This is a genomic window from Cypionkella sp. PAMC25878 (genome assembly GCF_058135695.1).
Window position 1 is genome coordinate 2,368,152 of sequence record NZ_CM176871.1, and the last position, 20,046, is coordinate 2,388,197.

At 60.8% G+C, this 20,046-nt stretch carries 20 protein-coding genes; 14 read left to right on the top strand and 6 right to left on the bottom strand.

Annotated elements, in window-relative coordinates:
* Nucleotides 1-62 precede the first annotated feature (62 nt).
* From betI to ACS5RD_RS11450, 4 genes are all read left to right on the top strand, one after another.
* Nucleotides 63-647 (top strand): choline-binding transcriptional repressor BetI, encoded by a 585-nt coding sequence (gene betI / locus ACS5RD_RS11435; RefSeq protein ID WP_156317622.1) that lies wholly within the window; start codon nucleotides 63-65, stop codon nucleotides 645-647.
* Nucleotides 644-2,095 carry a betaine-aldehyde dehydrogenase gene (betB, locus tag ACS5RD_RS11440; protein ID WP_489931285.1) on the top strand — a complete coding sequence of 484 codons (1,452 nt, stop codon included), beginning with the start codon at nucleotides 644-646 and terminating at the stop codon, nucleotides 2,093-2,095. The genes betI and betB overlap by 4 nt, the downstream gene beginning before the upstream one ends.
* A 107-nt stretch (nucleotides 2,096-2,202) precedes the next feature.
* The gene (betA, locus tag ACS5RD_RS11445; protein WP_489931286.1) at nucleotides 2,203-3,867 is read left to right on the top strand and encodes a choline dehydrogenase; all 1,665 of its coding nucleotides are present in this window, start codon (nucleotides 2,203-2,205) and stop codon (nucleotides 3,865-3,867) included.
* A gap of 150 nt (nucleotides 3,868-4,017) precedes the next feature.
* Nucleotides 4,018-4,254, top strand: coding sequence for an HP1242/YdcH family protein (locus ACS5RD_RS11450; RefSeq protein WP_489931287.1), 237 nt, complete (start codon nucleotides 4,018-4,020; stop codon nucleotides 4,252-4,254).
* A gap of 261 nt (nucleotides 4,255-4,515) precedes the next feature.
* Here ACS5RD_RS11450 and ACS5RD_RS11455 read toward each other — a convergent pair whose 3' ends face one another.
* The 3 genes from ACS5RD_RS11455 to ACS5RD_RS11465 form a co-directional block, all read right to left on the bottom strand.
* Complete coding sequence (locus tag ACS5RD_RS11455; RefSeq protein ID WP_489931288.1) at nucleotides 4,516-5,913, bottom strand: helix-turn-helix domain-containing protein; 1,398 nt, start codon at nucleotides 5,911-5,913, stop codon at nucleotides 4,516-4,518.
* A gap of 48 nt (nucleotides 5,914-5,961) precedes the next feature.
* On the bottom strand, nucleotides 5,962-7,179 hold the full coding sequence (locus ACS5RD_RS11460) for a multidrug effflux MFS transporter (protein WP_054007657.1): 1,218 nt from the start codon (nucleotides 7,177-7,179) through the stop codon (nucleotides 5,962-5,964).
* A gap of 98 nt (nucleotides 7,180-7,277) precedes the next feature.
* Nucleotides 7,278-7,631 (bottom strand): DMT family protein, encoded by a 354-nt coding sequence (locus ACS5RD_RS11465; RefSeq protein ID WP_054007658.1) that lies wholly within the window; start codon nucleotides 7,629-7,631, stop codon nucleotides 7,278-7,280.
* Between the two features lie 345 nt (nucleotides 7,632-7,976).
* Between ACS5RD_RS11465 and ACS5RD_RS11470 the strand changes: the two genes are divergently transcribed.
* From ACS5RD_RS11470 to ACS5RD_RS11500, 7 genes are all read left to right on the top strand, one after another.
* Complete coding sequence (locus tag ACS5RD_RS11470) at nucleotides 7,977-8,468, top strand: cell wall hydrolase (RefSeq protein WP_489931289.1); 492 nt, start codon at nucleotides 7,977-7,979, stop codon at nucleotides 8,466-8,468.
* A 122-nt stretch (nucleotides 8,469-8,590) separates the two neighbouring features.
* Nucleotides 8,591-10,117, top strand: a complete 1,527-nt coding sequence (locus ACS5RD_RS11475) for an acyl-CoA carboxylase subunit beta (protein ID WP_489931290.1) — start codon at nucleotides 8,591-8,593, stop codon at nucleotides 10,115-10,117.
* Nucleotides 10,118-10,165: 48 nt separating this feature from the next.
* Nucleotides 10,166-10,540, top strand: coding sequence for a DUF6497 family protein (locus tag ACS5RD_RS11480; protein WP_489931291.1), 375 nt, complete (start codon nucleotides 10,166-10,168; stop codon nucleotides 10,538-10,540).
* A gap of 202 nt (nucleotides 10,541-10,742) precedes the next feature.
* Nucleotides 10,743-10,883 carry a hypothetical protein gene (locus ACS5RD_RS11485; protein WP_156317624.1) on the top strand — a complete coding sequence of 47 codons (141 nt, stop codon included), beginning with the start codon at nucleotides 10,743-10,745 and terminating at the stop codon, nucleotides 10,881-10,883.
* 366 nt (nucleotides 10,884-11,249) lie between these two features.
* Complete coding sequence (locus ACS5RD_RS11490) at nucleotides 11,250-11,651, top strand: hypothetical protein (RefSeq protein ID WP_054007662.1); 402 nt, start codon at nucleotides 11,250-11,252, stop codon at nucleotides 11,649-11,651.
* A 331-nt stretch (nucleotides 11,652-11,982) separates the two neighbouring features.
* Entirely contained in the window at nucleotides 11,983-12,192 is a 210-nt protein-coding gene (locus ACS5RD_RS11495; RefSeq protein WP_489931292.1) for a YMGG-like glycine zipper-containing protein, read from the top strand.
* Nucleotides 12,193-12,299: 107 nt separating this feature from the next.
* A complete protein-coding gene (locus ACS5RD_RS11500; protein WP_489931293.1) occupies nucleotides 12,300-14,303 on the top strand; it encodes an acetyl-CoA carboxylase biotin carboxylase subunit in 2,004 nt (667 codons plus the stop codon).
* A 75-nt stretch (nucleotides 14,304-14,378) separates the two neighbouring features.
* On the opposite strand, the gene ACS5RD_RS11505 is transcribed toward ACS5RD_RS11500, so the two are convergent.
* A protein-coding gene (locus ACS5RD_RS11505; RefSeq protein WP_489931294.1) for an IS5 family transposase occupies nucleotides 14,379-15,136 on the bottom strand; the annotation gives its coding sequence in 2 pieces (ribosomal slippage) (nucleotides 14,379-14,794 and nucleotides 14,794-15,136; 759 coding nt in all).
* A gap of 111 nt (nucleotides 15,137-15,247) precedes the next feature.
* Between ACS5RD_RS11505 and ACS5RD_RS11510 the strand changes: the two genes are divergently transcribed.
* Genes ACS5RD_RS11510 through ACS5RD_RS11520 form a run of 3 tightly spaced genes read left to right on the top strand, consistent with a single transcriptional unit; the run spans nucleotide 15,248 to nucleotide 19,155 of the window.
* Complete coding sequence (locus ACS5RD_RS11510; protein ID WP_489931295.1) at nucleotides 15,248-16,480, top strand: Y-family DNA polymerase; 1,233 nt, start codon at nucleotides 15,248-15,250, stop codon at nucleotides 16,478-16,480.
* 45 nt (nucleotides 16,481-16,525) lie between these two features.
* Nucleotides 16,526-18,652 (top strand): methylmalonyl-CoA mutase, encoded by a 2,127-nt coding sequence (gene scpA, locus ACS5RD_RS11515; protein ID WP_054007666.1) that lies wholly within the window; start codon nucleotides 16,526-16,528, stop codon nucleotides 18,650-18,652.
* A complete protein-coding gene (locus ACS5RD_RS11520) occupies nucleotides 18,649-19,155 on the top strand; it encodes an MAPEG family protein (RefSeq protein WP_489931296.1) in 507 nt (168 codons plus the stop codon). The genes scpA and ACS5RD_RS11520 overlap by 4 nt, the downstream gene beginning before the upstream one ends.
* Here the strand turns inward: ACS5RD_RS11520 and ACS5RD_RS11525 are convergent.
* Together ACS5RD_RS11525 and ACS5RD_RS11530 are read right to left on the bottom strand one after the other, a co-directional pair.
* A complete protein-coding gene (locus tag ACS5RD_RS11525; protein WP_489931297.1) occupies nucleotides 19,152-19,370 on the bottom strand; it encodes a DUF4287 domain-containing protein in 219 nt (72 codons plus the stop codon). The genes ACS5RD_RS11520 and ACS5RD_RS11525 overlap by 4 nt on opposite strands.
* Complete coding sequence (locus ACS5RD_RS11530) at nucleotides 19,371-20,030, bottom strand: ThuA domain-containing protein (RefSeq protein ID WP_489931298.1); 660 nt, start codon at nucleotides 20,028-20,030, stop codon at nucleotides 19,371-19,373.
* Nucleotides 20,031-20,046 lie beyond the last annotated feature (16 nt).

Genomic DNA, 20,046 nt, shown 5'->3' on the forward strand with positions numbered 1-20,046 from the left:
TGACGAGTCAATAAACTTCAAGCTAGCTGCCTTTGGCAAGCATTATTATCAAGGGCCGCAACATGCCGAAGCTTGGAATGGAGCCTATCCGAAAGGCGGCGCTCGTCAAAGCCACGATTGTCGAAATCGGGCGGGTGGGGTCGTTGGACGTGACGGTCAGTCAGATCGCCAAACGCGCGGGGATGTCCTCGGCGCTGGCGCATCATTATTTTGGCTCCAAGGAAGAAATGTTCTTGGCGGCGATGCGGCACATTCTGACGCTTTATGGCGCCGAGGTACGCGGGGCTTTGGCGCTGGCGGAAGGGCCGGAAAGCCGGTTGCGCGCGGTGCTGGCGGCGTCGTTTAGCGCGGCGAACTTCCGGCGCGAGGCGGTCGGGGCTTGGCTGAACTTCTGGGTTTTGGCGCAGACCGTGCCCGAGGCGAAGCGGTTGTTGAAGGTGTATCAGGGGCGGCTGAGGTCGAACCTTTTGGCGGGGTTGCGGCCTTTGGCGGGGGATCGTGCCGAGCCGATCGCCGATGGTCTGGGCGCGTTGATTGACGGGCTCTACCTGCGCGAAGTGTTAAAATCAGGGCCACCGGATCGGGAGGCGGCCATTACTACTGCGTTGAATTATCTCAATTCTAAGTTGGAAGGGGCGCGCCCATGATGGCACAGCCAAAGGCCAGTCATTTCATAGATGGCGTCTATGTCGATGATACTGCGGGTGCGGTGATCGAGGTGATTTACCCGGCCACCGGGGCGGTGATTGCGCGTCTGCACGAAGCGACGGCGGCGGTCATCGAGCAGGCTTTGGCAAGTGCGGCGCGGGCGCAAGCTGCGTGGGCCGCGACGCGTCCGGTCGAACGCGCGCGGATATTGCGGCGGGCGGCGGATTTGATCAGACTGCGCAACCCTGAACTGGCGCGGCTGGAGACGTTGGATACGGGTAAGCCCATTCAGGAAACGCTGGTCGCCGATTGGCCCTCGGGCGCGGATGCATTGGAATATTTCGCAGGGCTTGCCCCAAGCGTGGGCGGTGAGACAATCCCGTTGGGGCGCGATTTTGCCTATACGATCCGAGAGGCTTTGGGGGTGTGTGTTGGGATTGGCGCGTGGAATTACCCCAGCCAGATCGCCTGCTGGAAGTCGGCTCCGGCCTTGGCTTTGGGCAATGCGATGGTGTTCAAGCCGTCTGAAGTCACGCCTTTGGGGGCTTTGAAGCTGGCGGAGATTTTCATCGAAGCGGGGTTGCCTGCGGGCCTGTTCAACGTGGTGCAGGGGCGCGGGGTGGTGGGCTCGACCTTGGTGTCTGATGCGCGGGTGGCGAAAGTGTCGCTGACCGGATCGGTGTCGACCGGGCAGAAGGTTTATGCGCTGGCGGCGCAGGGCGTGCGGCATGTGACGATGGAACTCGGGGGGAAATCGCCGATTCTGGTGTTCGATGATGCCAGCGTTGAGGATGCCGTGGGGGCTGCGATGCTGGGGAATTTCTATTCCGCTGGGCAGGTGTGCAGCAACGGCACACGGGTGTTTGTGCAAAAAGGCATCAAGGCTAAGTTTCTGAAAAGGCTGGCGGAACGTACGGCGGCGATCCGGTTGGGCGACCCGTTGGATGAAGCCACACAGATGGGGCCGCTGGTGTCTGGGGCGCAGCTTGCGAAGGTGCTCGGCTATATCGAGACGGCTAAGGCCGAAGGTGCGACTCTGATTTGCGGCGGCGGGCAGGCGGGGGTTGAGGGCGCGTTTGTATTGCCCACCGTATTCGCGGATGTGACCGACGCTATGACGATTGCGCGGGAAGAAGTGTTCGGCCCGGTGATGGCGGTGCTGGATTTCGACAGCGAAGACGAAGCGGTGGCGCGGGCCAATGCGACCGAGTTCGGCCTCGCGGCGGGGGTGTTTACCGCCGATATCACGCGGGCACATCGGGTGATCGGCGCGTTGCAGGCGGGGACGTGCTGGATCAACGCATATAATTTGACTCCGGTCGAGATGCCGTTTGGCGGATCGAAGCTGTCGGGTGTGGGGCGTGAAAACGGCCATGCGGCGGTGGAGCATTATTCACAGGTGAAAAGCGTCTACGTCGGCATGGGGCCGGTGGACGCGCCTTACTAAGCGCGCCCCGACGCGCCTCCCACCCGCCCACCCCGGCGCGTCGGGGCGCTGTGGTGGTGCGGGTTTAAATGAAAGATGCGCCCGGTTCGGTCGGGCAGGAGAGAGATATGACGGCGGAATATGTGATCATTGGATCGGGGTCAGCGGGGGCGGCGATTGCGTATCGTTTGGCCGAGGCGGGCAAGCGGGTGGTGGTGATCGAGCAGGGCGGCAGCGATATCGGGCCGTTCATCCAGATGCCTGCGGCGCTGTCTTATCCAATGAATATGGGGATTTACGACTGGGGGTTTCAGTCGGAACCCGAGCCATACTTGGGCGGTCGGCGGTTGGCGACGCCGCGCGGCAAGGTGATTGGCGGCTCATCCAGCATCAACGGTATGGTCTATGTGCGCGGCCATGCGCGGGATTTTGACTCTTGGGAGGAGATGGGCGCGCAGGGCTGGTCCTATGCCGATGTGCTGCCCTATTTCCAGCGGATGGAGACTTGGCACGGCGAGGCGGATGGCTCTGCCTCGGGCGACGCGGCGTTTCGGGGCTCAAACGGCCCGCTGCATATCAGCCGGGGACCGCGCAAGAACCCGCTGTTCAACGCTTTCATCGAGGCGGGGCGGCAGGCGGGCTACCCGGTGACCGAGGATTATAACGGTCAGGCGCAGGAAGGTTTCGGCGCGATGGAGGCGACGATCTTTAAGGGCGTGCGCTGGTCGGCGGCGAATGCTTACCTGCGGCCCGCCCTGAAAACCGGGCTTGTGAAGCTGGTGCGCGGCTTTGCGCGCCGCGTGGTGATTGAGGATGGTCGCGCGGTAGGGGTCGAGATTGAGCGCGGCGGTGTGGTCGAGGTTATTCGCGCCAGTGCCGAGGTGATCGTGTCGGCCTCTTCGATCAACTCGCCGAAGATCCTGATGCTGTCGGGGATCGGCGATGCGGCGGCTCTGCGCGCGCATGGCATCGAGGTGGTGGCGGATCGGCCCGGTGTTGGGGCGAATTTGCAGGACCATCTTGAGATTTACATGCAGTTTCAGGCCGCCAAACCGATCACTTTGTATAAATACTGGAACCTGTGGGGCAAGGCGCTGATCGGGGCGCAGTGGTTGTTTACCGGCAAGGGCTTGGGCGCGTCGAACCAGTTTGAATCTTGCGCGTTTATCCGCTCGAAAGCCGGGGTGGATTACCCGGATATCGAGTATCATTTCCTGCCGATTGCGGTGCGCTATGATGGTAAGGCGGCGGCCGAGGGCCATGGCTTTCAGGTGCATGTCGGGCCGATGCGCTCAAAATCGCGCGGGGCGGTGACGTTGCGGTCAGGCAATCCGAAGGATGCACCGAAGATCCTGTTCAACTATATGTCGGAGCCATCGGATTGGGAGGATTTCCGGGCCTGTGTGCGTCTGACGCGGGAGGTATTTGAACAGCCTGCGATGCGAGAGCATGTGAAGGCGGAGATTCAGCCGGGGGCTGGGGTTCAGACGGATGCGGAACTGGACGTCTTCCTGAAAGAGCATGTCGAGAGCGCCTATCACCCTTGCGGGACCTGTCGGATGGGCCGGCGGGATGATCCGCTGGCGGTGGTCGATGAGGAATGTCGGGTGATTGGGGTCGAGGGGCTGCGGGTGGCGGACAGCTCGATCTTCCCGCAGGTCACCAATGGGAATTTGAACGGGCCGTCGATTATGACCGGGGAGAAGGCGGCGGATCATATCTTGGGTAAGCGTCTGGCGCGGTCGAATTTGCAGCCAGTGATCAATGAGAACTGGCGGGTGTCGCAGCGCTGAGGTCCTCACATGGACCGATTTGACTGTGTTTATTTATCAAAGGGTTAGATTTTTGGCTTAAGCCTTTCTTAACTGTTTGGGCTTGATCAAGGTCAAAGCTGTGGCGTGGCGTTAAGCCTAAGCTGGGGTAGTAATAACAGGAGAGACCCGATGACGCATACCCCGCATAGCTTGGCCGCCGAGTTCCCGGACTTCGCTGTGAAGATTTCCGCGATGAAGGAGAAAGACGCGCATTTTGCCAATCTGGTGGCCGAATATGACGCAGTAAATGGCAAGGTGCATCGCGCAGAGGCGCGGCTGGATCTGTTGACCGAGGCTGAGGAAGAAGTTCTTCGCAAGCAACGGGCGGCGCTGAAGGATCATGTCTGGATGCATTTGAAGGGGTGAGCGGGCTTTTAGATTTAGCAAAGGCGGGCTTTGGCCCGTCTTTTCATTTGGGGCCTGCCGATACGGCGGGGCGGTCTTGGCCGCCATCGAGGCGGCACGCGACCGCCGCTGCCGCGCGGTGAGTTTGAAATGGTGCGTTTTGGTTTGCTGTTGATGCCTCCGGCGGGGATATTTAAGCCAACGTGAAATTCTTGGTATTTCATCTTGGTCTAAATACTCCCCGCGGAGCGTTCAACATTTCTGCCCGTGCTGCGGTTAGGCTTAGTCGGCGATGTCGTAGGGCAGCAATCCGCGTTTGTCGGGATCGACTTTCAGGCGGCGCTCTAAGGGCGGCACCGAGCGTTGGTGGCAATTTTGCCGTTCGCAGATCCGGCAGGAGATGCCGATCGGCTCGAAGCGGCCCTTCAGGTCTAAGCCATCGGAGTAGACGAGGCTGGAGGCGTGGCTGATCTCACATCCCAGACCAATGGCGTAGCGGCGGACGGGGGCGAGGAAGGCCCCGCCGGGTTTGGAGACATCGCGGGCGAGGCAGAGATAGCGCACGCCGTCGGGGGTTTCGGCCAGTTGGCGCAGGAAATGGCCGGGGGTCTCGAAGGCGCGGTGGACGTTCCAGAGCGGGCAAGCGCCGCCGAAGCGGGCGAATTGCAGGCGCGTGGCAGAGTGGCGTTTGGTGATGGTGCCAGCCTGATCGACGCGGACGAAGAAGAACGGAACACCTTTCGCGCCGGGGCGTTGCAGAGTGGAGAGGCGGTGGGCGACTTGCTCGATGGAGGCGCCGAACTGGTCGGCGAGGCGTTCGAGGTCGTGGCGGGTGGTTTGGGCGGCCTCCAAGAAGGCGCGGTAGGGCATCAGGGCAGCGCCGGCGAAATAGTTCGCCATGCCGATTTTGGCGATGTCGCGGGCTTCTGGAGTTTGAAATTGCGCGAGATCGAGAGTGGCTTCGATCAGCTCGTTCTGGGTTTGCAGGGCGACTTGGTAGAGCAGTTGAAAGCGCTGGGTGGGGCTTGCGGCGCGGGCGGAAAGCGCAAGGGTCCGGGTGGTGGGGTCAAAGTGACGCAAGGGGCCAGTGTTGGAAAATTGAACATTGATACCGCGTTTGTTGAGCGCATCAGTTGCGATGATCAGGGCGTCTTTCCCGATACCTGCAGCGGTTATGAAATGTTCGGCGGCGCGGTCGACGGAATCGACGTAATTGTCGCAATAGTGAAAGAAATCGCGAACCTCCTCCCACGGGGAAGCGCGCAGGGCGGTGTCTTCGCGGCCCAAAGCCTCATCCAGCGAGGCAAGGCGTTCGTGGCTTTGGCGGTAGGCACGGTGCAGGTCGAGAAAGGCGCGCGCAAAGGCCGGGGCGTTGGAGGCGGCGAGGCGGAGATCGGCCAAGGGCGGGGTGGTTTTGGCGAACACCGGGTCGGCGAGGGCCTCGCGCATATCTGACACCAGCCGTTCGCCTTCGCCAGCGTTAAGTTCAGTGACGTCGAGGCCGAATTCTTGCGCGAGCGCGAGGACTACGGTGGCGGAGACTGGGCGGTGGTTGTTCTCCATCTGATTGAGGTAGGGCAGCGAGACGCCGAGTTTATCCGAAAAGGCGCGTTGGGTCAGGCTGAGGCGGCCACGGAGTTCGCGGAGTTTGGCACCTGCGTAGAGTTTTTGGATGGCCATTGCGCACTCCTTTGCAAAGCCCAAGGTAGGCTTTGCAAAGTCAGGCGGTCAAGCGGCAATCCCTAAGCTGCGGGCGCGGCGAATGACCGCAAGGATGCAGAGAGTGGAGAGTACGGAAGAGGCCAGCATCAACAGGATCAGCGGCATTTCGGTGGAACCGGGGGGCAGCACGGCTCCGGCCAAGGCGGCAAGGGCGGCACCGCCGCCAACCATGATCGCACCGCCCAGGCCCGAGGCGGTGCCTGCGAGGTCAGGGCGCACCGAGAGGATGCCCGCGTTGGCTGAGGGCAAAGCGATGCCGTTGCCGAGCCCCATGGTGATGGTCAGGCTGAAGAAAACCACGGCGCTGGAGAGATTCAGCGCGGCGACGAGCGCCAGCAGCGCCATGCCGAGCGTGGTGACAGTGGTGCCGATCAGCACCATTTTGTTCATGCCTAGGCGCACCGAATAGCGGCCGGCGAAGAAGTTCCCGGCCATGTAGCCGACGGCGGTGATGGCAAACAGCAGGCCGATACGGGACGAGGTGAGGTGGTAGACCTCGGTTCCGACATAGGGTGCGCCGCCGAGGAAGGCATAAAAGCAGCCCGAGGAGAAGGCGGCGGCTCCGCAATAGCCCCAGAAGCGGCGCGATTTCAGTAGGCTGGGGTAGCTGCGCAACTGATCCTTGAACGACCGGCGTTGCAGGGTGGCGGTCTCGCCCAGATCGGCCCAGCAGAGGGCCAAGACGATCAGACCGAGGCCGAGCAGCAGGCCGAAGTTGGCTTGCCAGCCGAAAGCCTCATCAAGGATACCGCCGATCACTGGGCCAATCATCGGCACCAGCGACATCCCCATGGTGACATATCCGATCATCGAGGCGGCCTCGGCGTCTGACACCATATCACGCACGACGGCGCGGGACAGCACCATGCCTGCGGCGATCACCGCTTGTGCCATGCGGAAGATTAGGAAAGTGGTGGCATTGGCAGCGGTGAGGGTGCCGACGGTGGCGATCAGGAACAGCACCAGCGCAATCAGGATGGTGTTGCGGCGGCCGTAGCGGTCGGAGATCGGGCCGATCAGGATTTGCAGCACGGCTGAGAGCGCGAGGTAAAGCGCCACCGAGAGTTGCATCAGCGCGTAGGGGGCGTCGAAATAGGCGGCCATGCCGGGCAGCGACGGCAGGAAGATGTTCATCGTCAGCGCCGAGAGGCCCGCGAGCAGGGTCAGGGTGAGAATTTTCGGCGGGGTTTGGCGGTTGAGGAAGATCGCCTTGGGGTGGGGCATTCGGGGCTTTCTGGGGTAGTGCGTGCGGATAGCGCGATGCCTCCGGCGGGGATATTTGGGCGCAGAGGATGAGCTAAGAGCGCGGCTTTAGGGAGGGCTCAGCTCCATTTGTGGAAGATGAAGAACGCGCCCAGTGCAATAAAGGCGAAGCCGAGGGCGTGGTTCCATGTCAGCGGCTCTTTCAGGTAGAACACGGAAAACACGGCGAAAACCGAGAGGGTGATGACCTCTTGAATGGTTTTGAGCTGGGCGCCGTTGTAGATGCGGGAGCCTACGCGATTGGCGGGGACCATCAGGCAATACTCGAAGAACGCGATGCCCCAAGAGATGAAAATCACCGTGATCAGCGCGGTGGATTTGTGCTTGAGGTGGCCATACCAAGCGAAGGTCATGAAAATGTTCGACAGGGTCAAGAGGCCGATGGTGATGAGAGGGACGGGAAGGGTGGGCATGGGGGTTCTCGGATGCAAATTCTGCTGATCGGGGACGTATATAGAACAAAAACCAAGTTTGCCATCAATGACGGTATTTGAGGCAGTTGGTCGCCACAGGTGTTTCTTAGGGTGCGGGTCGTGAGCTTAGGTGCCTGCACATATCAGTTTCGACCCTATAGCCGGTGTGCGGGTCTGCGTAACCAAGGCTGAGGGAGGGGGCTTTGGGAAGGCTATCTCGCCGCGAAAAAGTGACTGCACTTGCGCAAAGCGCCGCTGGGTCGGGTGAGGATGCAAGGAAAACGCTGCATTCCGGCGCGTTTTGCGCTAGGATTGCAAAAAAACAAAACGAGCAGGACTGATAAAATGACCCTCATCCGAACCGCGCGGCATCTTTTCGGTGCCGGTTTCGCACTGGCGCTTCTGGCAAGCTGCGGGCATAGCGAACTCGAATGTATGGAGCGGGCGATGTATTTCGAATCCAACCGCTCCAGCCGGGATGGCATGGTTGCGGTGGGCAGCGTGGTGATGAACCGCGTCGAGTCGGGGAAATATCCGCGCAATGTCTGTGGCGTGGTGGGGCAGCGCAAGCAATTCGCGCCGGGGGTGATGAGCAAGCGCATGAACACGCGCACCGCACCGCAGCTGCGCGACGCGGCGGAGTCGGTGTTGCAGGGCGAGCGGCATCCGCTGATCGGCAATGCGCAGTTTTTCCATACGGCAACCTACAAGGCAGGCTACAACAACATGCAGTATGTGCTGACCACCGGGGGCAATGCGTTTTACGAACGCGTCGATCCGGCTTTGGTCACCCAGCCCCTGCCATTGCCGCCGATTGAGGGCATTACCGGGAAGTGATGAATTTGCAGATTTGCAATTTGCATTTCTGACGCTTCACAGGGTTTGCATATTTTCGATGTTGCGCTTTGCGGGCGGGTTGTGGGGCGCTATGCTGGCCGCGATTTGAGGGGGAGCCTGCGATGAAAGATATCCTGCAACAGTTGGAAGACCGCCGCAATGTGGCGCGTTTGGGCGGCGGGCAGCGCCGGATTGACGCGCAGCACGCCAAGGGCAAGCTGACCGCGCGCGAGCGGATTGAGCTGTTGCTGGACGAAGGCTCGTTTGAAGAATTCGACATGTTTGTCGCCCATCGCTGCACCGATTTCGGCATGGAGGCGGATCGTCCGGCGGGGGATGGCGTCGTGACCGGCTGGGGTACGGTGAATGGGCGGATGGTCTATGTGTTTTCGCAGGACTTCACCGTGTTTGGCGGATCTTTGTCGGAGACCCATGCGCAGAAGATCTGCAAGATCATGGATATGGCGATGCAGAATGGTGCGCCTGTGATTGGGCTGAACGACTCGGGTGGGGCGCGGATTCAAGAAGGCGTGGCGTCACTGGCGGGCTATGCCGAGGTGTTTCAGCGCAATGTGATGGCGTCGGGCGTGGTGCCGCAGATCTCGGTGATCATGGGGCCTTGTGCGGGCGGGGCGGTGTATTCGCCAGCGATGACGGACTTTATCTTTATGGTGAAGGATTCGTCTTACATGTTCGTCACCGGGCCGGATGTGGTGAAAACCGTGACCAATGAGGTGGTGACGGCGGAGGAGTTGGGCGGGGCGTCGACCCATACCAAGAAGTCATCGGTCGCGGATGGTGCGTTTGAGAATGATGTCGAGGCTTTGGCCGAGGTGCGTCGTCTGGTGGATTTTCTGCCGCTGAACAACCGCCAGAAGGCTCCGGTTAGGCCGTTCTTCGATGATCCGGCGCGGTTGGAGGCCAGCCTTGATACGCTGATCCCAGAAAACCCGAACCAGCCCTATGATATGAAAGAGCTGATCGAGAAGCTGGCCGATGAGGGCGATTTCTTTGAAATTCAGCGCGATTTTGCCGCCAACATCATCACCGGCTTTATCCGGTTGGAGGGGCAATCGGTGGGGGTGGTGGCCAATCAGCCGATGGTGCTGGCGGGGTGTCTGGATATTGACAGCTCGCGCAAGGCCGCACGGTTCGTGCGGTTCTGCGATGCGTTTGAAATTCCGATCCTGACGCTGGTCGATGTGCCGGGATTCCTGCCCGGCGTGGCGCAGGAATTGGGCGGGGTGATCAAACATGGCGCGAAGCTGCTTTTTGCCTATGGCGAAGCGACGGTGCCGAAGGTGACGGTGATCACCCGCAAGGCTTACGGTGGGGCTTATGACGTGATGGCGTCAAAGCATTTGCGCGGTGATTTCAACTATGCGTGGCCGACGGCAGAGATTGCGGTGATGGGGGCAAAAGGGGCGACCGAGATTATTCATCGCGGCAAATCATCGGAAGACATTGCCCGGCTGACCAAGGAATATGAAGGCCGTTTCGCCAACCCTTTTGTGGCCGCCGAAAAGGGCTTTATCGACGAAGTGATCATGCCGCATTCGACCCGTCGCCGCATCGCGCGGGCATTTGCAAGCTTGCGCGGTAAGAAGCTGGCGAACCCGTGGAAAAAGCACGATAACATTCCGCTGTGACCTAAGGAGAACAGCAATGCGTGCGGGCAGCGGAAAAGCGGTGCGGCGATGACCGATCCGAATACAACGGAAAGTGCAGAGGCGGTTGTGGTGCCGGTGCCCTCGGGGCAATGGGTGCGTTTCGTCGATGTGGTGATGAACGCGCCGGGACCGGACGGCTTGACCGCGCGGTTTCGCTTTGTCGCACCCGCGATTGCCAAGCAAACCGGATCGGTGGATTTCGAGGTGGCGGCGACGGATATGGAACATTTGTGCAAGAGTTTCGCTCTGCCGCGTATCGCCTCAACCGGGCCGCTGCCAAGCCAGATCGTGATTTCACTTTCCGACCGCGACGTGCCGTTTGGCGAAGCTGCTCCTGAGGCCACTCAATTCTTTGAGGCGTATCGTGTCGAGGGCGACGCCTGTATATGGGAGGCTTTTTGATGAAAGCACAAAATCTAGCGGCTTGGGCCGCTTTGCAACCGATGGCTGATGTAGCCTTGCCACAGCTTGGGGCATTTGACCAATTTGCGTGTCAATTCCGCAGTTTATCGGCTAGAGTTCATGTAGGCCGAACCCAAGCGGCCTTTCCTTCGCAGAAGGGGGCGGCACAAAGCACGCCTCCAGCAAATAAATGGAGTCGAGGATGTCGAGCACTAAGTTTACCGTACTGGCACTGTGCCTGGTCGCTTTCGTGGCAGGTTGCGCTAAGAAAGCCGAAGACGTGGTTTACGTGGACCAACCGGCTGTCACCACCGAGCCGACCTACACCGGCAAATACAAGTAAGACTAAGGGGCGGGCGCTTGTGGGCCTGACGGCCCAGCCCGCCCTTTTTCTATCTGTTGCAACGGCTTACGGGGCGTCGGCAACAACTGTCCTAGCGGGGGCGAACCGCTTTGCACTTGATCTGACCAGCACCTATGGTGCGAGCGTCATCAACGCTGCAAACTGGAGTATCCCATGCGTTCCGCAACAATCCTTGCCTTCATCGCGCTTAGCGCTTTCGCTGCTTGCGCTAAAAAAGAGGCTCCTATGGAGCCTGCGCCGGCACCAATTTCGGTTGAGCCGACCGAGACCGGCAAATACAAATAACAGCCATGGGCGGGGTTTCGGCTCCGCCTTCGCTCTCACCTCTGCGCAAGAGGTGGCATCATGCTGAAGCATCGCGGTTTTCCCGGCCGCCTGACCGGCACTGATTTCCAGTTTGTGATCCGGCGCGCCAATATGAAGCAAGGCGCGGCCAAGATCATCAAACGCGAACGTTTCGCAGATCGCAAAAACGCTGACCGGATGGCCGATAAGGGCTTTATGGCGGCCTTATGGGCGCAGTTCGGCGAGGACGTTTTCGAGCGTGGCAATCTGGATGCGGGGCGGCTGTCGTGGCTGTTTGGCCGCGAGGTGGTGCCCGCTGAAGATCCGTTCAACCCAGCGTCTTATGATGCGCTGCTGAAGATCAATCTTAAAGTCGCACAAGTCTCGTTCCCTGAGATTTTCGCCCCCGATGCCGAGCCTATGGACTTTGGCGACTGGGATGACGACGAGGATCAGGACTAGGCATGATTCCGCGCAAGCCTTTGGCATCTTGGCAGCAATTCGCGCAAGCCTTCGGGCGGGGCGAAGTAGGCTTTGCGCCAAGCGCGGGCTTGCGCGATGATCAATCTGTGCTTGGGGCGTTGCTTGCACCGCAATGCCTTGGGCAAGACTGTTACCCTTTCCCTACCCTCTGGCCTGACTCCTTCGGGGTCAGGCCTTTTTTTGCATCGGCTGCGGCACCGCTTTGGCGGCTTGTTGCCAGTTGCGCGCGGGCGGGCTTTTTTCAGTTTGCATCGCTGCAAGATTCAGTAGAATCTGCGCACAGAACAACAAACAAAAGAGGCAGTTCAAAATGCGGAAATCTTTCCTTCTTCTCGCCCTTCTCACCATGCCGCTGGCTGGCTGTCTGCAAGACCCGGCTTCGCGCGGGTTGGCAGGCGCTGCAGCTGGCGCGGCCATTGCCGATGTCACCGACAACAATGCGGTCACGGGTGCGGTCATCGGCGGCCTTGCGGGCGCTGCAACCTGCGGCGTCAACATCGGCCTGCCGCCCTGCTACTGATCTAATCGCCGCTTACGCGGCTAATGCTATGACGGCCAGTCGGGGTGTTCCCTCGGCTGGCCGTTTTGTTTTGTGCGTCCCGGCCCGGACGCGAAGGGGAGAGAGCTATGTTTAAGAAAATCCTGATCGCCAATCGGGGCGAGATCGCCTGCCGTGTGATCAAGACTGCCCGCAAGATGGGGATCAAGACGGTGGCAGTGTATTCCGACGCCGACCGGGGTGCCCTGCATGTGAAGATGGCGGATGAGGCGATCCATATCGGGCCGTCACCTGCCGCGCAGTCTTACATCGTCATTGAGAAGATCATGGCGGCGGTGAAGGCCTCGGGGGCCGAAGCGGTGCATCCGGGTTATGGGTTTCTGTCTGAAAACATGAACTTCGCGGCGGCGTTGGAAGCGGCGGGCGTGGTGTTCATCGGGCCACCTTCCCCCGCGATTGAGGCGATGGGCGATAAGATCACCTCGAAAAAGCTGGCGATGGCTGCGGGGGTTTCCACCGTGCCGGGGCATATGGGCCTGATTGATGATGCCGAACATGCGGTGAAAATCGCCTCGGAAGTCGGCTATCCGGTGATGATCAAGGCTTCTGCTGGCGGTGGCGGCAAGGGGATGCGGATCGCTTGGGATGACGCCGAAGCGCGGGAAGGCTTTCAGTCTTCCAAGAATGAGGCGGCGGCGAGTTTTGGCGATGATCGGATTTTCATTGAGAAATTCGTCACCCAGCCGCGTCATATTGAAATTCAGGTTTTGGGCGATAAGCACGACAATATCGTCTATCTGCATGAGCGCGAATGTTCGATCCAGCGCCGGAACCAGAAGGTGATCGAGGAAGCGCCGTCGCCATTCTTGGATGAGGCGACGCGCAAGGCGATGGGTGAGCAGGCCTGCGCCTTGGCCCGCGCGGTGGGCTATACTTCGGCGGGGACCGTGGAGTTTATCGTTGATGGCAGCCGGAATTTCTATTTCCTTGAGATGAACACGCGGTTGCAGGTGGAACATCCTGTCACCGAACTGATCACCGGAGTTGATCTGGTCGAACAGATGATCCGGGTGGCTTATGGCGAACCCTTGCCGTTCAAGCAGGAAGATCTGAAGATCAACGGCTGGGCGATGGAAAGTCGTTTGTATGCCGAAGATCCCTACCGCAACTTCCTGCCCTCGATTGGCCGCCTGACCCGCTATCGGCCTCCGGTGGAAGGCACCACGGCGCGGGGCGGCATCGTGCGCAATGACACTGGGGTGTTTGAGGGCGGCGAGATTTCGATGTTCTACGACCCGATGATCGCGAAACTGTGCACTTGGGGGCCGACGCGGGCGGATGCGATTGAGGAAATGCGGCTTGCGCTGGATACGTTTGAGGTTGAGGGCATCGGCCACAACCTGCCCTTTGTCGGCGCGGTGATGGAGCATCCGCGCTTTCAATCCGGCAATATCACCACGGCGTTCATTGCCGAGGAATATCCTGATGGTTTCCAGGGTGCCACGTTGGACGCGGATACACTGGCACGGGTTGCGGCAAGTGCCGCTGCGATGAACCGGGTGGCGGAAATCCGGCGCACGCGGATTTCTGGCACGATGGATAACCACGAGCGCCGGGTCGGTGATGATTGGGTGGTGACGCTGCAAGGCGTTGAACATGTGGTGAAAATCGCCGCCGATCCGGCGGGCTCAACCGTGACGTTTGAAGATGGCCGCAGCCTGCGGGTGACCTCGGCTTGGGTGCCGGGGCAGGCTTTGGCCAGCATCATGGTTGATGGCGCGCCTTTGGTGATGAAGGTCGGCAAAATCTCGGGCGGATTCCGGCTGCGGCTGCGCGGCGCTGATCTGAAGGTGCATGTGCGCACGCCAAGGCAGGCTGAACTGGCCAAGCTGATGCTGGAGAAGCTGCCGCCGGATACGTCGAAATTCCTGCTCTGCCCGATGCCCGGCTTGATCGCCAAGATCATGGTCGCGGTCGGCGATGAGGTGCAGGAGGGGCAGGCTTTGGCGACGGTTGAGGCGATGAAGATGGAAAACATCCTGAAAGCCGAGCGCAAGGGCGTGGTCAAAGCGGTGAAAGCGGTGGCGGGCAGCAGCCTGAAGGTCGACGAAGTGATCATGGAGTTTGAATAGGTGGCAGGTCGGGGGCGATCAGCGACAGGCGAGACTCGACAAATGTTCGTATTTTGTTCTAGGGACCGTGGACATTTAGCGCAGCGCAATGATTGTTGCGGCGATGCTCCACGTTGCGCGGTAGCTTGTGTCGGTTTTGTCGTACCTTGTGTTTACGCCTCTGAACTCCTTGATCTTGCTGAAGTAGTTTTCGATGAGGTGTCGCCATTTGTAGGCTTCGGCGTCGTGGGGAATGTGCAGGATGCGGTTGCGTTTGGCGGGGATGACGGCTTCTGCTTGCCTGCGGTCCAACTCGGCGCGCAGGTGGTTTGCGTCAAACGCTTTTTCGGCCATCAGGGCGTTGAAGCTCAGCCCCTCGATCAGGTCCGGCACCCCGGTAATTTCGCTGCGCTGACCCGGCAGAAGCACAAAGCGCACCAGATTGCCAAGCGCGTCTGTCAGCGCCAGAACCTTCGTCGTCAGCCCGCCTTTCGAGCGCCCAATCGCTTGATTTCGAGTCCCCCTTTTGCGCCGCTCGCCTTCTGATGCGCGCTGATGATGGTGCCATCAACGAGGACGTATTCAAAGTCAGGCTCCCCCGATATGGCGTCGAAAATACGTTGAAATACATCGGCTTGCGCCCAGCGGCGAAACCGCCGGAACACAGAGTTCCAAGCGCCAAAACCCGGCGGCAGGTCACGCCATGGACCGCCAACCCTGACCTTCCAAAGGACGGCTTCAAGAAACAGCCGATTGTCCTTCGCCGTCACCCCGCGCGTCCGCAACGAGCCCGGCAAAAGCGGCTCGAGAAGCCGCCAACTCCGGTCAGAAATGACAAAACGTTCAGCCCGCATTCATACCTCCTCAAAAGGAAGCTTGAATCACGATATCCACCCAATGGGAATCCTAAATGTCCACAGCCCCTAGTCTGATGGCTTGTTTACGCATCCCCGACTCGAGGCCAGATGTCCGCGCGCGTCTCCACCCTGTTCTTCGATATGAACAGCTTTTACGCTTCGGTCGCCCAGGCCGAGGAGCCTGCGCTGATGGGCCGCTCGGTGGGGGTGTTGACGGCGGATGCGCCGAATGCGGCCTGTATTGCCGCCAGTATCGAAGCGAAACGCTGCGGTGTCGGCATGGGCACAAGGCAAGACGAGGCGCGCGCGCTGTGCCCCGGCATCGTGTTTCGCCCGGTGAAGCACGATGTTTGCGTGCGCTATCATCATGCGATTTTGCGCGCGGTGGACACGGTTTTGCCGGTGCATCGGGTGTTCTCTATCGACGAATGTTCCTGCCTGTTGATGGGATCGCAGCAGGAATTGGCCAAGGCTGTGGGCCTCGGGCGGGCGTTGCAGGCGGCTGTGTTGCGGGACGTCAACCCGGCGTTGCGCTGCTCGGTCGGCTTGGGGCCAACGCGGCTGCTGGCGAAACTGGCGGCGGGGTTGGAAAAACCCGGCGGGTTGCACTGGCTGTTGCCGGAGATTTTGCCGGACCGGATTGCGCATCTCGGCTTGGACGATCTGCCGGGGGTTTCTTCGCGGATGCGGGATCGTTTGTTGGCGGCGGGGGTGCCGGATGTGCGGGCGCTTTATGCGCTGGACCCAAAGCGGGCCCGGGCGATCTGGGGCAGCGTTTTGGGCGAGCGGTTCTTGCGCGAACTCCGCGGCGAGGTGGTGATCTGGCCAGAGACGCAGCGCGGCATGATTGGGCACGGGCAGGTGTTGACGGCGGGCAACAAGACAGCGGAGGGTGCGCGGCTGGTGGCGCGGCGTTTGCTGGTCAAGGCTGCGGCGCGGTTGCGGCGCGAGGGTTTTGTGGCGCGCAGCCTGCATCTGTCTCTGCGGTTGCAGGAGGGCGGGCATCCCAGTGCCGAGGGCCAAATTCGTGCAACGCAGGATACGTTTTTTCTGCTGGAAACGCTGGACCGCTATTGGGCAAAGCTGCCGCGCGGACGGATCAAGGCGGTGAATGTAAGCTTGGGCGGTTTGCTGCTCGTGGGGCAAGCGACGGGCGATCTGTTCGACGCCCCGGTGGCAGAGGACGCGCCCGTGGGCCTCTGCCATGCCATCGACCGATTGAACCTGCGCTACGGTCAGAACACCGTGCGTTTTGGCGAATTGCCACCGCATTACGTCGCCTATACGGGGGCAAAAATCGCCTTTGGCCGCATTCCGGTGGCCGAGGATTTTCTGGAGTAACCGCATTGCCCGCGCTGGCCCGCGTTGGCTGCAAGGGAGCAGAGCATGACTGATCTGAACGCATGGGCGGCTTTGGCCGCGAAAGAAATGAAGGGCGGCGACCCCGCTAGCCTGACGTGGGATACGCTGGAAGGCATCGCAGTGAAGCCGCTTTATACGGCGGCGGATGTTGCAGGCCTGCCGCAGATGGGCGAGATGCCGGGCTTTGCGCCGTTCACGCGGGGGGTGAAAGCGACGATGTATGCCGGGCGGCCTTGGACCATTCGGCAATATGCCGGGTTCTCGACGGCTGAGGCGTCGAACGCGTTTTATCGGAAAAATTTGGCGGCGGGGCAGCAGGGCGTGTCTGTCGCCTTCGATCTGGCGACGCATCGGGGCTATGACTCGGATCACCCTCGGGTCGAGGGCGATGTTGGCAAGGCTGGGGTGGCGATTGATAGCGTCGAGGATATGAAGATCCTGTTCGACGGGATTCCACTGGAAAAAGTGTCTGTTTCGATGACGATGAACGGCGCGGTGATCCCGATTTTGGCCAGCTTTATCGTGGCGGGCGAGGAACAGGGGGTGGATCGGTCCCTGCTGTCTGGCACCATTCAGAATGACATTCTGAAGGAATTCATGGTGCGCAACACCTATGTCTATCCGCCAGAACCTTCGATGCGGATCATCGCCGATATTATCGAATACACCTCGGCGCATATGCCGAAGTTCAATTCGATCTCGATCTCTGGCTATCACATGCAGGAGGCCGGGGCGAATTTGGTGCAGGAATTGGCCTATACTTTGGCTGACGGGCGCGAATATGTCCGGGCCGCGCTGGCGCGCGGCATGAATGTCGATGACTTCGCCGGGCGGCTGTCGTTCTTCTTCGCCATCGGGATGAATTTCTTCATGGAGGCCGCGAAGCTGCGCGCGGCGCGGCTGCTGTGGCACCGGATCATGGCGGAGTTTGCACCGAAAAAGCTCGGCTCATCGATGCTGCGGACGCATTGCCAGACCTCTGGCGTGTCCTTGCAGGAAGCCGACCCCTATAACAACGTGATCCGCACCGCTTATGAGGCGATGTCGGCGGTTTTGGGCGGCACGCAGTCCTTGCACACCAACGCTTTGGACGAAGCCATTGCTTTGCCTACGGAATTTTCCGCCCGGATCGCGCGGAACACCCAGTTGATCTTGCAGGAGGAAACCGGGGTGACGCATGTCGTCGATCCGCTGGCAGGGTCCTATTACGTCGAAAGCCTGACGCATTCTTTGGCGGAAGAAGCCTGGAAGCTGATCGAGGAAGTCGAGGCGATGGGCGGCATGACCAAGGCGGTGGCCTCGGGGATGCCGAAACTGCGGATTGAGGAATCGGCGGCGCGGCGGCAGGCGGCGATTGATCGTGGCGATGAGGTTGTGGTCGGGGTGAACAAATACAAACTCGCCAAGCAGGACGCGATCGACATTCTCGACATTGATAACGTGGCGGTGCGGCAAAACCAGATCGAACGGCTGCACGCCACGCGGGCGGCGCGCGATGAGGCAAAAGCGCAAGCGGCACTGGACGAACTGACCCGGATCGCGGGCCATGACGGCAATCTGCTGGCGGCAGCGATTGAGGCGGCGCGGGCGCGGGCAACGGTGGGGGAAATCAGCATGGCGATGGAGAAGGTGTTCGGGCGGCACCGCGCCGAGGTGAAAACCCTCGCCGGGGTTTACGGCGCGGCCTATGCGGGTGACGCGGGCTTTGCCGCGATTCAGGCGGATGTTGAGGCCTTTGCCGAGGAAGAAGGCCGCCGTCCCCGCATGCTGGTGGTGAAGATGGGGCAGGATGGCCATGATCGCGGTGCCAAGGTGATCGCGACGGCTTTCGCCGATATTGGCTTTGACGTCGATGTTGGGCCGTTGTTCCAGACGCCCGCCGAGGCCGCGCAGGATGCCATCGACAACGATGTGCATGTGGTGGGAATCTCGTCGCAGGCGGCGGGGCACAAGACCCTCGCGCCGAAGCTGGTGCAGGCGTTGCGCGATGCGGGCGCGGGCGAGATTCTGGTGATCTGCGGCGGGGTTATTCCGCAGCAGGATTATCAGTTCCTCTACGACGCCGGGGTGAAAGCGATCTTCGGGCCGGGGACGAATATCCCCGAGGCGGCGAAGGATATTCTTGATCTGATCCGCAAGGCACGCACATGAGCTTCAGTGCCAACCAGCGCGGGGTTTTGGTTGGCATGGCGGCAGCAGTGATCTGGACGGCTGCGGTCTTCGCACTGGCTCCGGGCTGGATCACCCCCAGCGGCACGCCGTTGGAGCTGGCGGTAAAATGGCTGTGCTTGCCCGCGCTGGCGCTGCTGGCGATGATCGGGCGGATGGCAAATATGCGGTTTCTGGATGCCAGTTTGATTGACGGGCAGGACGGCGGCGCGGGCTCGGCGGCAGATCGGGCGCAACGCGTGCTGCGCAATACCACCGAGCAATGCGTGTTGGTGGCGCTGGCTTGGCCCGCGCTGGCGATCCAGCTTGCGCCCGCGCAGGCCGGGCTGTTTCCGGCGCTGGCGGTGACATTTCTGATCGGGCGGCTGGCGTTCACGCTGGGTTACGCGAAGGGTGCTGCGGGTCGGGCGTTTGGCTTTGGCCTGACGTTTTACCCGACCGTGGTGGTGGTGATCTGGGCCAGCTTGCGCGCGGTGCTGGGTTAGCTCGTCTTACCCTTCAACAGCGCGAAGATTGCCATGGCATGGCCGTGGCCCAGATCAAACTCGGCCTTCAGCCAATCGGTGATCTGGGTGGCTTTGACGCCCGCAGCGATTCCATCAGTCGTGGCAAAGCCGTTCGCTTGCGCCAAGGCTTTGAAATCGGCGGGGGTTTTCCCGGTTTTGGCTTGGATATTGTCCAGATAGGCTTGGAACGACATTCACCCCTCCAGTTTTGCCACCCACAAAAGCCCGCGCCGCATAAGTTCGCGGGCGGGGCCGTGGTTGATGACATCGGCCTGATGGCCCAAAGCGTTGTAATAGACCCGGCCTTGGCCCCAGAGTTTCGAGAACACCACCGGCATCGCCACCGGGCCGTTCGGCGCATGAGGCCCGTCGACTACCGGGAAATCGCAGACCGCATGAACGTGCACGGCGGGGTCGACGTGCAGGTAGTATTGCTCGGTCGCTACATCAAAATCAGCGATCCCGGCCACCAGCAGATCGTCCGAGACCATCCGCACCCGGTAATTCACCCCGTCATTGCCCGGATGCGCCACCCATTGCGCCCCGGTCATGAACTGCCACAGTACATCGGTACGGAAAGCGTCGCACATACCGCCATGACAGCCTGCCAGACCCACGCCCGCCGCCACCGCTGCCGCGACATTCTCGGATTGGTGCGGCTCAATGCTGCTCATCGTCCAGACCGGGACGATCAGGCTGAGGTCGGCCAAAGCCCCCGGATCATCGAAACAGCCAAGGCTATTCGTGACCTCCACCTGCATCCCCGCCGCGCGCAGTTCCTCGGCGAAGAACGCCGCAACCTTATCCGGCTGATGGCCGTCCCAGCCGCCCCATGTGATCAGCGCTTTGGTCATGGTCATCCTCTGTGCT

What these genes read in the sequence shown, in the direction of transcription:
- betI (WP_156317622.1), top strand. Translation starts at nt 63, where the DNA reads ATGCCGAAGCTTGGAATGGAGCCTATCCGAAAGGCGGCGCTCGTCAAA.
- betB (WP_489931285.1), top strand. Translation starts at nt 644, where the DNA reads ATGATGGCACAGCCAAAGGCCAGTCATTTCATAGATGGCGTCTATGTC.
- betA (WP_489931286.1), top strand. Translation starts at nt 2,203, where the DNA reads ATGACGGCGGAATATGTGATCATTGGATCGGGGTCAGCGGGGGCGGCG.
- ACS5RD_RS11450 (WP_489931287.1), top strand. Translation starts at nt 4,018, where the DNA reads ATGACGCATACCCCGCATAGCTTGGCCGCCGAGTTCCCGGACTTCGCT.
- ACS5RD_RS11455 (WP_489931288.1), bottom strand. Translation starts at nt 5,913, where the DNA reads ATGGCCATCCAAAAACTCTACGCAGGTGCCAAACTCCGCGAACTCCGT.
- ACS5RD_RS11460 (WP_054007657.1), bottom strand. Translation starts at nt 7,179, where the DNA reads ATGCCCCACCCCAAGGCGATCTTCCTCAACCGCCAAACCCCGCCGAAA.
- ACS5RD_RS11465 (WP_054007658.1), bottom strand. Translation starts at nt 7,631, where the DNA reads ATGCCCACCCTTCCCGTCCCTCTCATCACCATCGGCCTCTTGACCCTG.
- ACS5RD_RS11470 (WP_489931289.1), top strand. Translation starts at nt 7,977, where the DNA reads ATGACCCTCATCCGAACCGCGCGGCATCTTTTCGGTGCCGGTTTCGCA.
- ACS5RD_RS11475 (WP_489931290.1), top strand. Translation starts at nt 8,591, where the DNA reads ATGAAAGATATCCTGCAACAGTTGGAAGACCGCCGCAATGTGGCGCGT.
- ACS5RD_RS11480 (WP_489931291.1), top strand. Translation starts at nt 10,166, where the DNA reads ATGACCGATCCGAATACAACGGAAAGTGCAGAGGCGGTTGTGGTGCCG.
- ACS5RD_RS11485 (WP_156317624.1), top strand. Translation starts at nt 10,743, where the DNA reads ATGTCGAGCACTAAGTTTACCGTACTGGCACTGTGCCTGGTCGCTTTC.
- ACS5RD_RS11490 (WP_054007662.1), top strand. Translation starts at nt 11,250, where the DNA reads ATGCTGAAGCATCGCGGTTTTCCCGGCCGCCTGACCGGCACTGATTTC.
- ACS5RD_RS11495 (WP_489931292.1), top strand. Translation starts at nt 11,983, where the DNA reads ATGCGGAAATCTTTCCTTCTTCTCGCCCTTCTCACCATGCCGCTGGCT.
- ACS5RD_RS11500 (WP_489931293.1), top strand. Translation starts at nt 12,300, where the DNA reads ATGTTTAAGAAAATCCTGATCGCCAATCGGGGCGAGATCGCCTGCCGT.
- ACS5RD_RS11510 (WP_489931295.1), top strand. Translation starts at nt 15,248, where the DNA reads ATGTCCGCGCGCGTCTCCACCCTGTTCTTCGATATGAACAGCTTTTAC.
- scpA (WP_054007666.1), top strand. Translation starts at nt 16,526, where the DNA reads ATGACTGATCTGAACGCATGGGCGGCTTTGGCCGCGAAAGAAATGAAG.
- ACS5RD_RS11520 (WP_489931296.1), top strand. Translation starts at nt 18,649, where the DNA reads ATGAGCTTCAGTGCCAACCAGCGCGGGGTTTTGGTTGGCATGGCGGCA.
- ACS5RD_RS11525 (WP_489931297.1), bottom strand. Translation starts at nt 19,370, where the DNA reads ATGTCGTTCCAAGCCTATCTGGACAATATCCAAGCCAAAACCGGGAAA.
- ACS5RD_RS11530 (WP_489931298.1), bottom strand. Translation starts at nt 20,030, where the DNA reads ATGACCAAAGCGCTGATCACATGGGGCGGCTGGGACGGCCATCAGCCG.